Source organism: Thermoanaerobaculia bacterium, assembly GCA_035717485.1.
Taxonomy (GTDB): domain Bacteria; phylum Acidobacteriota; class Thermoanaerobaculia; order UBA5066; family DATFVB01; genus DATFVB01.
This window is the reverse complement of the sequence record DASTIQ010000328.1, coordinates 1-14009: the sequence shown is the minus strand read 5'-3', so window position 1 is coordinate 14009 and position 14009 is coordinate 1. Positions and strand designations below refer to the sequence as shown.

8 protein-coding genes are annotated in these 14009 nt (G+C 69.9%); 6 read left to right on the top strand and 2 right to left on the bottom strand.

What is annotated here, in order from left to right; genetic code table 11:
* The 6 genes from VFS34_17260 to VFS34_17235 all read left to right on the top strand — a co-directional run.
* Positions 1-958: hypothetical protein (locus tag VFS34_17260; GenBank protein HET9796199.1), on the top strand; the 958-nt coding region annotated here is incomplete at its 5' end.
* Complete coding sequence (locus VFS34_17255; GenBank protein HET9796198.1) at positions 955-1740, top strand: hypothetical protein; 786 nt, start codon at positions 955-957, stop codon at positions 1738-1740. The genes VFS34_17260 and VFS34_17255, both read left to right, overlap by 4 nt.
* Positions 1737-3953 carry an NAD(P)-binding protein gene (locus VFS34_17250; GenBank protein ID HET9796197.1) on the top strand — a complete coding sequence of 739 codons (2217 nt, stop codon included), beginning with the start codon at positions 1737-1739 and terminating at the stop codon, positions 3951-3953. The genes VFS34_17255 and VFS34_17250 overlap by 4 nt, the downstream gene beginning before the upstream one ends.
* Entirely contained in the window at positions 3950-6118 is a 2169-nt protein-coding gene (locus VFS34_17245; protein HET9796196.1) for an NAD(P)-binding protein, read from the top strand. Before VFS34_17250 ends, VFS34_17245 begins: the two co-directional genes overlap by 4 nt.
* A complete protein-coding gene (locus tag VFS34_17240; GenBank protein HET9796195.1) occupies positions 6115-8286 on the top strand; it encodes an FAD-dependent oxidoreductase in 2172 nt (723 codons plus the stop codon). The genes VFS34_17245 and VFS34_17240 overlap by 4 nt, the downstream gene beginning before the upstream one ends.
* Before the next feature lie 17 nt (positions 8287-8303).
* Positions 8304-9629 (top strand): outer membrane protein transport protein, encoded by a 1326-nt coding sequence (locus tag VFS34_17235; protein ID HET9796194.1) that lies wholly within the window; start codon positions 8304-8306, stop codon positions 9627-9629.
* A gap of 43 nt (positions 9630-9672) precedes the next feature.
* Here VFS34_17235 and VFS34_17230 read toward each other — a convergent pair whose 3' ends face one another.
* Entirely contained in the window at positions 9673-12264 is a 2592-nt protein-coding gene (locus tag VFS34_17230; protein HET9796193.1) for a protein kinase, read from the bottom strand.
* A 16-nt stretch (positions 12265-12280) separates the two neighbouring features.
* Positions 12281-14009, bottom strand: a 1729-nt coding sequence (locus tag VFS34_17225; GenBank protein ID HET9796192.1) for a hypothetical protein, incomplete at its 5' end; no start/stop codon positions are given.

The window sequence follows — 14009 nt, the reverse complement described above, 5'->3', positions numbered from 1 at the left end:
CCGGAGACTCCTCGAAGCCGCGGACGGAATCGCGCGGCGCGTCGGGAACCCCCATCCGATCGCGATGGCGACGATCGCCCGCGGCGTGGCGGAGTTCACGATGGGCCGCTGGGCGGCCGCCGTTCCCCTTCTCGGGGAGGCGGAGTCGATCCTCCGGGACCGATGCACGGGCGTGACGTGGGAGCTCGACACCGCCCACACCTTCTCGCTGTGGGCGCTCGTCTACCAGGGCCGGTTCGCCGAAATGAGCGGTCTCGCGCAGCAGCTGCTCCGCGAGGCGGAGGAGCGCGGCGACCTGTACGTCCAGACGAACCTCGGCACGTTCATGGTGCCCCACGCGCTGCTGGCCGCCGACGATCCGGCCGGGGCGCGGGCGTCGGTGCGGCGCTCCCTCGAGATGTGGTCGGCGGAAGGATTTCATCTCCAGGACCTGACCGCTCTCATGAGCGACACGCTGATCGATCTCTACGAGGGCCGGGGCGACGCCGCCTGGAACCGGATCTCGGGGCAGTGGCCCGCGGTGAAGCGCTCGCAGATGCTCCGCATCCAGGTGCTCAGGATCGTGCTTCGCCATTTCCGGGCCCGGAGCGCCCTCGCGGCCGCGCTCGCGGCGAAGGACCCGGAGCCGTCGATCCGGGCCGCGCTCGCCGACGCCCGTCGGATCGCGCGCGAGGGAATTCCGTGGGCGACCCCGATGGCCGACTCCCTTCGCGCCGGAGCGGCCGCGCTGCGGGGCGACCGCGCCCTGGCTTCGGCGCATCTCTCGCGCGCCGCGGACGGGTTCGACGAGGCGGGAATGTTGAGCTACGCGGCCTCCGCGCGCCGGAGGCGCGGCGAGCTCGAGGGCGGCGCGGAGGGCGCGCGGATGATCGAGAGCGCGGACGGCGACTTTCGCGCGCGGGGCGTGACGAACCCCGCGAACATGGCGCGGATGCACGTCACGGGATTCGCGATTTGAGCGGGTCTCCGGCGGTCGCGGCGGTCGGGACGTACCGGAGCGACTGCGCGGTGGTGACCCTTCGACTCGACGAGGTCGGTCCGATGCTGCCTCCGGGGGCGGCGCCCGGCCCGCAGACGCTGGCGCCTCCCGGTGAGCATCCCCTGCTCTTCATGTTCGGCCGCCACAGCGGCGTGCATCCCGTGATCCTGCCGATCCGCGGCGGCTCCTACCACGAGATGATCACGGCGGTGCCGTTCCTGGACTACTCCCCGGGCGAAGGCCGGCGGGCAGGGGAGTCGTACCGCGGCGAGTACGCCTTCATGCCCCGCCTCTATCTCGACAGCTGGATCTTCGTGATGCTCGGATGGGTCTACGGCTACGACAAGGTGCGCGCGCGCATCGCGGAGAGCGGCGGCGAGTACCGCGTCGCTTCGCTCGGGTCGGGGCGGCCGATCCTGTCGGGCCGCTTCGAGCCGCGGGGGGAATCGGGACCGGTATCCGAGTTTCCGAATTTCGCCGCGGTCGCTCCGGCGTTCCGCCAGCCGTTTCTCGGCAAGCTCTTTTTCGGCCCGATCCTCTGCTCGATCATGACGTTCGAACTCGAGAAGGCGGTCCTGCGCCCGATCGAGGCCGACATCCGGATCGATCGGCCGTACCTGCCGGGAATGCCCGCGCGGGAGTTCCGGGTCCCGGGCATCGACGCCTCGGCGATCGGGGCGTTCCACATCGAAGTGCCCTGGACGCTCTCGTACCCGATGCGGTGCGCGTGTCTTCCGGGCGGACCGGAGGGGAGGCCGTGAAGAAAATCGCGATCCTGGGAGGCGGGGTCGGCGCGATGACGGCGGCCTGGGCGTTGACGTCGCGTCCCGGCTGGCAGAACGACTTCGAGATCACCGTGTACCAGACCGGATGGCGCCTCGGCGGAAAGGGAGCGAGCGGCCGGAACGGCGATCACGGGGAGAGGATCGAGGAGCACGGCCTCCACATCTGGATGGGCTTCTACGAAAACGCCTTCCGCACGATGCGCGAGTGCTACCAGGAGCTCGGCCGCCCGAAAGGAGCCCCGCTCGCGACGATCGACGAGGCGTTCCGCCCTCACAGCCTCGCGGTGCTCTGTGAATTCGTCGGCGGGCGCTGGCTCGAATGGGCGATCGAAATGCCCGTCAACAGCGGCGTTCCGGGCGAAGGAGGGGCGCTGCCGACCGCGTGGGAATACGTCCAGATGCTGATTCAGTGGATGCTCCACGGCCTGATCGGTCAGCGGCACGAGGAAGCCGTGGAGAAGATCCTCTCCCGGTTCGTCGGAGCCGGGACCACCGCTCCGGCCTCGGGTCCGGCGGTCGATTACGTCCGCGAGAACGCGGAGTCGAAGGCCTGCCCGCCGGGGGACGAGCACCACTGCCGGTTGCTGGCCTGGCTGATCGAGCACCTCCATCTCGCGCACGCGCAGGCGAGCGCGGCCCCGGGGCCGCCGGCCGACGCGGACCGCGCCGGCCTCATCGCGGCGCTCGAGGCGTTCCTCGGCCGGCTCGTCACCGGCGTCGAAGGGCTGCTCGAGAAAGACGACGGCCTTCGGCGCCTCTTCCTCCTCGCCGATCTCGCGATCGCCGCCGTGAAGGGAATCCTGCGCGACGGCGTCGTCGAGAAGGGATTCGCGGCGATCGACGACGTCGACTTCCGCGAATGGCTCGGGAGGAACGGCGCTTCCCGGGCGACGCTCGCCTCCGCCCCCGTGCGCGAGATCTACGACCTGTGCTTCGCCTACGAGAACGGCGATCTGGCGCGTCCGAACATGGCCGCCGGCACGGCCGTTCAGGTCGCCCTGCGGATCGCGTTCACGTACAAGGGCGCGGTCATGTACAAGATGGCGGCCGGGATGGGAGACACGGTCTTCTCGCCCCTCTACGAGGTCCTGAAGCGACGCGGCGTGAAGTTCGCCTTCTTCCATACGGTGGAGAAGCTCCTCCTCTCGGCCGACGGCCGGTCGATCGCCGCGATCCGCGTCGCGCGGCAGGTGGACCTGGCTCCCGGCGTCGCGGAATACCGGCCGTTCCGGGACGTCAAGGGGCTGCCGTGCTGGCCGAGCGAGCCCGACTACCGCCAGCTCGCGCAGGGAGAGGAGCTGCGCCGGCGGAAGATCGATCTCGAATCCCGCTGGAGCGGCTGGACGCCCGTCGAAGTCCGGGAACTTCGGCTCCGAACCGACTTCGACCTCGTCGTCCTCGGGATCTCGCTCGGCGCGCTCCCGGAGATCTGCGCGGACCTCGTCGCCCGCAGCGCGGGATGGCGCGGCCTCGTCGAGAACGTCGGGACGGTCCAGACCCAAGCCGTCCAGCTGTGGCTGCGGCCGGATGCGGCCGGGCTCGGCTGCGCGCCGGGCGGCATCGTCGCGGGGACTTACGCCGAGCCGCTCGATACGTGGGCCGACATGAGCGAGCTCCTCCCGCGCGAGGACTGGCCGGAAGGGGGGCCGAAGACGATCCTCTATCTCTGCGGCCCGAAACCGGGCGGAGGAGGCCCGCTTCCCTCGGACACGTCGTATCCGGCCCGCGAGGAGGACCGCGTGCTCCAGACCGCGCAGACGTGGCTCGAGAGCGCGGCGGGTCCGATCCTTCCGAAAGCGACGACGGTCGCCAATCCCGCCGGCCTCGACTGGGCGCTCCTCTACGGGCCCGACGCGGCGACGGGCCGCGCACCGGACGGGTCGACGGGCCGCGCGGCGCTGGAGGCCCAGTACACGCGCGCGAACATCGATCCCTCGGAGCGATACGTCCTCTCGCTGGCCGGAAGCGCGAAGCACCGCCTCCCGGCCGGGGGGTCGGGATTCGACAACCTCTACCTCGCGGGCGACTGGGTCGACACGCCCTTGAACGCCGGCTGTGTCGAGGCGGCGGCGATGGCGGGTCTCGCCGCGTCGCGCGCGATCGACGGCGGGCCGGGCGAGATCATCGGTTGGGACCCGGACGAGACGAATCCTCCGGGCCCGTCGCAGAAGGAGACGGAGAAGCCATGACCGAAGAGAACACCGGGCGGAAGAAAGTCGCCGTGCTCGGAGGCGGCTGCGGAGCGCTGTCCGCCGTGTGGGCCCTGACCGAGCTCCCCGGCTGGGAAGAGAAGTACGACATCACCGTCTACCAGGTCGGCTGGCGGCTGGGCGGGAAATGCGCGAGCGGCCGAAATCTGTCGGCGGGCGGGCGGATCGAGGAGCACGGGCTGCACGTGTGGGCCGGCTTCTACGAGAACGGCTTCCGGATGATGCAGCGGGCCTACGCCGCCCTCCCGCCGGATCCCGCGAACCCGATCCGCGGATGGGAGGATGCCTTCCGCAAGCACAGCGCCGTGATGATCTACGAACAGGTCGGGGGCCGCTGGGTCGACTGGCCGATGACCTTTCCGGAGAACGACGCCGTCCCCGGGGCGGGAGGCGAGTTCCCCTCGCTGTGGGACTACGTCCAGCTCATCCTCGACTGGATCATCCAGCAGATCGAATCCGGATCGACCGAGGCGATCGTGCCGCACGCGCCCATCCCCGGAGCGCCGACGCTCTGGCAGCGCATCGAGCGGTTCGTCGAGCGCGTCGTCGAGCGGGCGTCCCTCCGCGAGATCCTCGAGGAAGATCACGAGCCCGGAACGCCGCCGCCGCTCGCTTCCCATTCCGCCCACGACATCCTCGTGACCGCGAGAAAGTTCGCCGGCACGCTCGACCCCGATCCGGCGCAGCATCTCGCGAGGGACCACCACGACCTGCTCTACCTCGTGAGCGAGGCCGAACAGCGGCTCGCGGAGCGGCGCGCCGCGGCGCCCGACGACGACGGGCTGCGGCGGATCGCGCTCCTCCTCGATCTCGCGCACGCGACGATCCGGGGGATGATCATGGACGGCGTCATCTTCTTCGGTTTCCACGTGATCGACGGGGTCGACTGGCGCGACTGGCTCGCCAGGCACGGGGCCGCGACGGAGACGATCGATTCGGCGCTCGTGCGCGGCATCTACGACTACGTCTTCGGGTTCTTCCACGGGCGCGCGAGCGAGCCCCGGCTCGAGGCGGGAACGGCCATGCACGGCGTGCTCCGGCTCTTCTTCACGTACAAGGGGGCCCTCTTCTGGGAGATGCAGGCCGGCATGGGCGACATCGTCTTCGCGCCGCTCTACCGCGTGCTGAAGGCTCGCGGCGTCCGGTTCGAATTCTTCCGCAAGATCACGAATCTCGCCCTGTCGCTCGACGGGAAGTCGATCGGCCGGATCGATCTGCTGGAGCAGGCGCATCCCCGCCAGGGCGAGTACGACCCGCTCACCCGCGTCAAGGGCGTCCCCGCGTGGCCGTCCGAGCCGTTCTACGACCAGCTCGCCGAGGGGAATGCGCTCCGGGACGAGAAGATCAATCTCGAGTCGGCCTGGACCCCGTGGACCGGAAAGCCGGGCTCTCTGGAAGCGGGAAAGGACTTCGATGCGGTGATCCTCGGTCTTTCGCTCGCCGCCGTGCGGGACGTGGCGCCCGAGATCCTCGCCGCCGGCGGCCCGCTCGCGAAGATGCTGACGGAGGTCCAGACCGTCCAGACCGGCGCTCTCCAGCTCTGGTTCTCCGGCAATGCCGAGGGCATCGGCGCGCCGCCGACGGCCCGCATCTGCTCGTCGTACGCGCAGGACCTGAACACGTGGGCGGACATGAGCTTCCTGCTCCCGCGCGAGGACTGGCCCGCGGGCCCGGCGCCCGGCTTCATCGCCTACCTCTGCGGGGAGTTCCCGGACGCGGACGTGATCCCGCCCTTTTCCGATCCGACGTTTCCCGCGCGGGAGCTCGATCGGTTCACGCAGGCGGCGACGGCCTGGCTCGAACAGAACGCCGGACACATCTGGACGAGGACCGCCCCGACCGCGGGGAGCTTCGACTGGAGCCTCCTCTTCGATCCTGCGAGCGGGAACGGACCGGCGCGTCTCCTTTCCCAGTACCGGCGCGTCAACATCGACCCGACCGAACGCTACGTGCTCTCGCTCCCCGGGACGTCTCGCTATCGCCTGCGCGCGGGCGATTCCGGTTACGCCAACCTGTTTCTCGCGGGCGACTGGGTGAAGACGTCGATCAATGCCGGCTGCGTCGAAGCGGCGGTCATGGCGGGCATGGACGCGGCATCCGCTCTCTCGGGCGTCCGGATCCCCGTCATCGGCGGGCTCCCGTGACCGGGCGGAAGAAGGTCGCGATCCTCGGCGGCGGCTGCGGCGCGATGACGGCGGCCTACTACCTCTCGAGCACGCCGGAGCTCCGGGAGAAGCTCGAAGTCACGGTGTACCAGATGGGGTGGCGGCTCGGCGGAAAGGGCGCGAGCGGAAGGAACGCCGCGTATTTCGACCGCATCGAGGAGCACGGCCTCCACGTGTGGGGTGGCTTCTACTACAACGCCTTCCGCCTGATGGAGGACGCCTACGGCGCGCTCGACCGGCCGCCGGAATGCCCGCTCCGCACGTGGACGGACGCTTTTCGTCCGCACAACTACGTCGTCTGGACCGAATGGATCGACGGGAAGTGGATCGACTGGCCCGTCGAGGCTCCGGCGACGACCGGCGTTCCGGGAGAAGGCGGCGAGTTCCCGACCGTCTGGGAATACATCGAGATGATCGTCGGATGGCTGCGCGACTTCATCGAGGGATTCCCGCACGAAGGCGTGAGGGCGGCCGCCGGGGATCCGACGGCGGCGCCCTCGCTCGCCGCGCGATGCCGGTCGGATCTTCACGCGATCGGCCGCGATTTCACGGACCTCCTGGACGGGAGCCCCTCGTCGCTCCTCGACGCGGCGCACGCCCTGTCGCACGATCTGGCGGCGCGCGACCGGAACCGCCACCGCGCCGTCGAGCACCAGGCGGTCGCGGCCCTCGTGGCTTCGTTCCACGACTGGATCGAGCGGGAGTGGATGGAGGAGATCGTCTCGAGCAACGCGGCGCGACGGATCTACATCCTCGCCGACTGTCTCGTCGCGATCGTCCGCGGCATCGTCGCCGACGGGGTGGTCTTCGGCGGATTCATGGCGATCGACCGATGGGATTTCGCCGAGTGGCTCGCCCGGCACGGCGCCTCGGCGCTCGCTCTCCAGTCCGCGCCGCTCCGCGGTTACTACGACTACTTCTTCGCCTACCGCGGCGGCGACACCGCATGTCCGCGGATGAGCGCCGGCATGGGCCTCCCGCATCTGCTGCGCCTGATCGGCGCGTACAAGGGAGGCCTCTTCTGGAAGATGCAGTCGGGCATGGGGGACGCGGTCTTCGCCCCGCTCTACGAGATCTGCCGGAGGAACGGCGTGCGCTTCGAGTTCTTCCGGCGCGTCGCCGGCCTCGTTCCTTCGGAAGACGGGCGATCGATCGCCCGGATCGTGATGGCGCGCCAGGTCGACCTGTGCGTTCCCGAATACGATCCGCTCGTCCGGCCGGCCGATCTTCCGAGCTGGCCCTCGGAGCCGCTCTACGACCAGATCGATCCCGCGCAGGCGAGGGCGCTCCGGGACCGCGGCGCGAACCTCGAGGACCCGTGGACGAACTGGGACGACGTCGGGCGGGAAGAGCTCGCGGCCGGACGCGACTTCGACGCCGCGGTGCTCGGAATCTCGATCGGCGCTTTCCCGTCGATCTGCCGGCCGCTGATGGCGCAGCGCCCGGAGTGGCACGACATGGTCGAGCGTCTGGAGACCATCCAGACGCAGGCCCTCCAGCTCTGGTGGAAGCCGGAAGCCCCGGAGCTCGGCTGGCAGGGCGGCAACGCGACCGGCACCGGCTTCGGGCAGCCGCTCGAGAGCTGGTCCGACATGTCGGGCGTCATCCCCCGCGAGCTCTGGCCGCCGCGCGAGCGGCCCGGAACGATCGTCTACTTCTGCGGGCCGATGAAGACGCCGGAGACGCCGCCGCCCGGCAAGGACCCGGCGTTCGGAAGGGGGCAGACCGACGACGCGTGGCGGAACGCCGCCGACTGGTGCGCGAGCTTCGTCGGCCACCTCTATCCCGGGGCGGTCGATCCGGAGGATCCGAGCCGCCTGCGCTTCGATCTCCTCGTCGATCCCACCGGCGCCGCCGGACCGGCGCGGTTCGCGCACCAGTACGCGCGCGCCAACTACACGCCGAGCGAACGGTACGTCCTCGACCTCCCCGGCACGAACCGGTTCCGGCTCGAGGCGGACACGTCGGGTTACGACAACCTGGCGCTCGCGGGAGACTGGATCTTCACGGGGTTGGGCGGCGCGGTCGAGTCCGCGGTGATGGCCGGTATGCAGGCGGCGCGGGCGCTCGCCGGCGTGCCGCGCAGGATCGTCGGAGAAGAGAAGAGCCCGTGGCGACGGAAGGCGACGCTGCGGAAACTCGTATGAGCCAAGAGGAGGAAACGATGGACCGTCGGACCCCGAACGTCCCGCTCCGGGCGATCCTGGCGTTGTCGGCGCTCGCGTGGGCGGGCCTGGCTTCGGGTGGAGGATGGAAGCTGGAGGTCATGGGGGCGAAGCAGCTCGAAACGAGCTATGCCGGAAACGCCGCTTCGGCCGAAGACGCCTCGACCGTGTGGTTCAACCCGGCGGGCATGACGGAGCTCTCGTCCAAATGGACCGCGACCGTGAACGTTCCGGTGATCGACCTCACGATCGACACGCGCGACGACGGTTCGAGGACCATCCTGGGCCAGCCGCTCACGGGTCCCCGGACGACCGACGCCGGCAAAGTCGTCGTCGTGCCGAGCTTCTACGCGGTCCGGCGGATGGGAGACGCGGTCTGGGCGGGGATCGGTTTCAACACGCCGTTCGGGCTCGGAACGAACTACGACGAGAGCTGGCGCGGCCGCTACCAGGCCACCGAGACGACCCTGCTCGTCTACAACCTCAATCCGTCGATCGGCTGGCGCCTCGACGACCGTTTGTCCGTCGGCGGAGGGGTCGACGTCCAGTATTCGCGCGGCGTCTTTTCCGAGATGATCGACTTCGGGTCCTTCGGCGCGGCCGGGGGGCTCGGTCTTGCTCCGCAGCAGGACGACGGGAAAGTGAGGATCGGCGGAGACGCGTGGGCCGTCGGTTTCGACCTCGGAACGCTCTGGAAGCCTTGTGGCTCGACGAAGATCGGCCTCGCGTTCCATTCGAAGACCGTCCACGACATCTCGGGCTCGGCGCACTTCCGGGTGCCGGAGGACGCCGCGGCCCTGACCGGCAACGGCGCGGTCTTCCAGAACACGAACGCCGACGCCCCGCTCCCGATGCCCGCCTCCGTGTCGCTCTCGGCGGATCAGGGGATCTCGCGGAACGTCGCGCTGCTCGCGGACGTGACGTGGACGCAGTGGAGCGCGCTGCGGCGCATCACGATCGACTTCGCGAATCCGAACCAGCCCCGCATCAACCAGCCGTTCGACTGGCGCGACGTGTGGCGCTGGAGCCTCGGCGCGCGCTACCGGCCCAACGACCGGTGGACGCTGCGCGCGGGCGCCGCCTACGAGCAGAGCCCCGTCGCGGACAGGACCCGCGAGCCGCGGGTGCCGGAGGCAAATCACGAATGGGTCTCGGCGGGCTTCACCTACCAGGCGTCGGCGAAGATGGACATCGATTTCTTCTACGTCCACCTCTTCACGGACGAGGCGAAGATCGACATCTCCGATCCCACGGCGGGAACTTACGTCGGCCACTCCGACTGGAACATCGACAACGTGGGGATTTCGGCAACGCTGAAGTTCTGAGAGGCCGCCGGCGCGCGCGAGCCGTGCGTCCGCCCGCGCCGGTTTACCGGACCCCTTCGACCTCGAAGAGCGTCGAGAGGACGCGGACGTAGCTGTAGGCGAAGCTCCGGGCGTCGGGGGTGGGATAGACCCGAAGGATCCCCTGGACTCCCGCCGGATCCGCCGCCTTGACCTCCCGGACGATGGTTCGCCTTCCGGAAGCGACGTCGATCTTCGAGAGCACGGTTTTCGAGCCGTTCGCCCGCGAGATGTAGACCGACGACCCGTCCGGAGTCCATCGCATCGGGATGTCGAGGACGTCGGTGTCCGGAATCGGGCGCGGCGGCGCGCCGTCGGCGGAGAAGATCGCCGGTTTCGCGTCGACGCCCAGCGCCGCGATGCGGCGGCCGTCCGGCGAAACGGCATAGACCGTCGTGAACGCGACGCCCTCGGGCGAGATCGCTTTCGGTGCCATCGCGTCGACCGGCGTGACGAAGATCTTCGGGCCCCGTCCGGTCTCGACGCCGAGGAAGGCGATCCGCCGGCCGTCGGGGAAGAACGTCGGGAAGTAGCAGTTCATCCCCTTGCACGGGAGCGATCGGGCCTGTCCGGGACCGGTGGGGTAGAACACGATCGCCGTCCCGTCGTAGTTGGTGGAGGCCGCCCACGCTCCGTCGGCCGAGAGCGAAGCTCCATTTCCTTCGCCGAGGCGGACCGCGGGCGAGCCGTCGGTCTTCCGCAGATAGACCGCGCCCTTCTCGCCGCCCCCCTCTCCCGACTCGTCGAGAGTGATGACGGAGCCGTCCGCGCTGATGTCGCGGACCTGCGAGTAGTCGAGGTTCGACAGGTCGCGTTCCCCGTCGCCGCCGGGAACCTGCGCCGAGATCCCCGCGCGCCATTCGTCCTGGCTGACGAGCATCCGGCCGTCCCGGGCGACGTCGCGGATCAGCATGCCGCTCGGCGCCGACAGGACGAAGCGCTCGGGCCCTCCGGGCCGGACGCCGTAGATCTTCCAGGCGAGTCCCGTGCGGGTCCCGGTGAAGAAAATCTCCCCGCCGCCCGGAGCCCACGCGATCCCTTCCAGCGAGAGCCAGTCGGTCGAGAGATCCCGCTTCTTCCCGCCCCCGGCGTCGATGGTGGACACCGTTCCGCCGTCCGACGAGGCGGGATGGTCGAGGAACGCGATCGTCCGCCCGTCGGGGGAGATCCGGATGTGGCCGATCCAGCCGCCCGTCTCGTAGAGGACCTTCCCGATCGGATATTCCAGGCGGGACTTTCCGGAGACGTTGTGGACGACGGCGAGCTGAGCGCCGTCGGGCGACCATTCGGCCTCCGCGACGTTTTCGAGGATCTGGCGCGGCGTTCCCCCCGCCATCGGAACGCGCGCGAGGGTTCCGGCCGGCTGGAACGAGTTCTGGAGCTTCGCGTCGATCGCGATCGCGAGCTCGTTCTGCGACGAGACGGAGAAGAGGAGCGCATCGGGCAGCGAAAGCGCGCTCGACCCCGGGCTCGTCGCGCGGGTGGAGAAGATCTTCGACGGGATGCCGTTCCACGTCGCGCTGTAGAGGACCGTCTGCCCGTCGGGCGCGAATCGGGCGCCGCCGATCGACCCCCGCTCGAACGTGAGCCGGTGGAAGACCGGCACGCGGATCGGCGCGGTCTTCCGGCCGACGATCGCGGCGGCCGCGGCGGCGAGGACGACCGCGGCGGCCGCGGCGGCGACGAAGGCGCCCGGCACGCGGCCGGGCCGCACCGCTCCCGCGGCGGTCTCGCCGGAAACCTGCGAGGCTTCCGAGAGATGGTCGCGCAGGCTCTTGAGATCCCGGGCGAGGTCCTTCGTCGAGGCGAAGCGCTCGTCCGGCTCCTTGGCCAGGCACCGCTCGATCGCCCATCGCAGGGGCGCGGGCGTCCGGGGATTGAGCGTTCCGAGCGGCTCCGGGTCGTCCTGGATGATCGCGGACAGCGTCTGCGGCGCCGACTCGCGCTGGAACGGGCGCTTGCCGGTGGCCCTTTCGTAGAGGATCGTCCCGAGCGAGAACTGGTCGGAGCGGAAGTCGACGGCGCGGCCCGCCGCCTGCTCGGGCGACATGTAGCCGACGGTCCCCATGATCGTTCCCGGGTCCGTCCCGCGGGGCGCGGCCGTCGGCAGATCGGATGCTCCGCCGTCGATCGGCGCGGAGAGCTTCGCCAGACCGAAGTCGAGGATCTTGACGAACCCCTCCCGCGACACCATGACGTTCTCCGGCTTCAGGTCCCGGTGGACGATGCCGGCGCCGTGCGCCCGCGCCAGTCCGTCCGCGATCTGCGCGCCGATGTCGAGCGTCCGGCTGGCGGGAAGGCGTCCGGCCTCGAGGATCTCCCGGAGCGTGCGGCCTTCGACGAGCTCCATCGCGACGAAGAGGTGGTGGTCTTCCGCAGTTCCGACGTCGTAGACGGTCACGATGTTCGGGTGATTGAGCGCGGACGCCGCTCGGGCCTCCTGTTCGAACCGGGACCGGCGCTGCGCGTCGGAGGAGAACTCGGCGGGGAGGACTTTCACGGCGACCTCGCGCCCGAGCCGCGCGTCGCGCGCGCGGTACACCTCGCCCATGCCACCGGCGCCGATCGGGGAAAGGATCTCGTAGGGTCCCAGCCTCGTGCCGGTCGCGAGCGTCATGAAGGAATCCTGACGGTCATTTCAATCCCTCGATGTCGTAGAGCTCCGAAAGATAGCGCTGGTAGTTGTACACGTAAGCGCTTCCGTCGGGCGTCGCCATGAAGCGGTTGACCTGAATGATTCCCGTCGGGTCGCTCGGATTCAGTTCCGTCCAGAGCGTCTTGTTCCCTGTCCGGGGATCGTAGCGGTAGATCCTCGCGGGGAGCTCGTTGCGGCGGAAGACGAAGAACGAATGCCCGTCGGCCGTCCACCCAGAGGGCTGATCGTCGCGCGTGAGCCCGGGAATCGGCGTCGGATCGCCATCCGCGAGCGGGTACAGGTACAACCGGCGATCGGGGCCCTCGGCGACGACTTTCGTTCCGTCCGGCGTGATGCATCGCGAATAGTGCCGCCAGCCTTCCGGGGAGACGGCCCGCGGTTTCCCGGTCGCGGCGTCGAGGATCCAGAGGCGGACGCCTTTTCCCTCTTCGTTCGAGGAGACGAGGATGTGCTTCCCGTCGGGCATCCAGTCGACGCGCTGCGTCGTCAGTCCCTCGCGGGGCAGCAGGCGGGCCTCGCCGACCCCGGTCGGGTAGATCGCGAGCCGGGTGTCGCCCGACGGGTGAACGATCGTGAGCACCGAATGGCCGTCGGGGGAGAGGCTCTGCGGAATGCCTTCGCCCAGCCGGACGGCCGCGTTCTCCCCGGCGTTTCGAACGTATGCCGAATATCCGGCGCCGCCTCCCTGGCCGGTCTCCCCGAAGAGGATCGTCTTTCCGTCGGGCGAGATGTCGCAGGCGAGCGACCAGTCGAGCCAGGAGAGATCCCGCTCCTTGGGGTCGCCCGCGAGCTTCCCGAAGAGGCCGATCCGCCACGATTCGCGGGTCGCCAGGACCCGGCCGTCGCGAGAGATGTCGTGGAGGTAGAGGAAACCCGGTATCCGGTCGATCAGCCGCCGCTTTCCGTCGAGCGTCACGGCGGCGAGCTCGAGGTTCGTTCCTTCCGGCGTCGCCGTGAACCACACCTCGCGGCCATCTGCCGACCAGGCGAGCCCCTCCGCGCTCTGGTAGCCGGTTGCGAGGACGGTCCGCTTTCCCCGGCGATCGACGATGTCGACCGAGCCTCCGTCGTCGTTGGGGATCGGATGGTCCCAGAACGCGACGTGGTTTCCGTCGGGCGAGACCCGGGCATTGGCGATCCATCCGGCGGTGCGATAGAGGACGTTGCCGACCGGGTATTCGAGCTGGAGGCCGCCGCCGGCGTCCCGGACGACCGCGAGTGTCGTGCCGTCGGGCGCCCAGTCGGCTCCGTACACGTTGTCGAGGAGCTCGCGCGGCGCGCTCGTCCCGCCGGGGGCGATTTCGGCGAGCGTCCCCGCCCGCTGGAAGGGGTTGGCGAGGCGGTCCCGCACGGAGATCGCGATGGGTCCGCTTCGCGAGATCGAGAGCAGGTCGTCTCCGGACAGACCGAGCGGACGGGATTCGAAGCTGCCCTCGCGCTTCTCGAAAATCTCGATCGGATTCCCCTCGAACGCGGCGCCGTAGAGGATCGTGTGCCCGTCGGACAGGTAACGCGCGTTCCAGACGACGCCGCGCCGGAACGTGATCTGGTCGAAACTGAGGAGAGGCGACTTCGTCGAGCCCCGCCCGGCGACGTACGCGGCGGCGATCAGGGCGACGGCAAGGGCGGCCCCGGCGATCGCCGCCGCGGTCCCGCGGCGCCGCCGGGCGGCCGCGGCCGGGGACGCCGACCCGGATCCGCTCGCG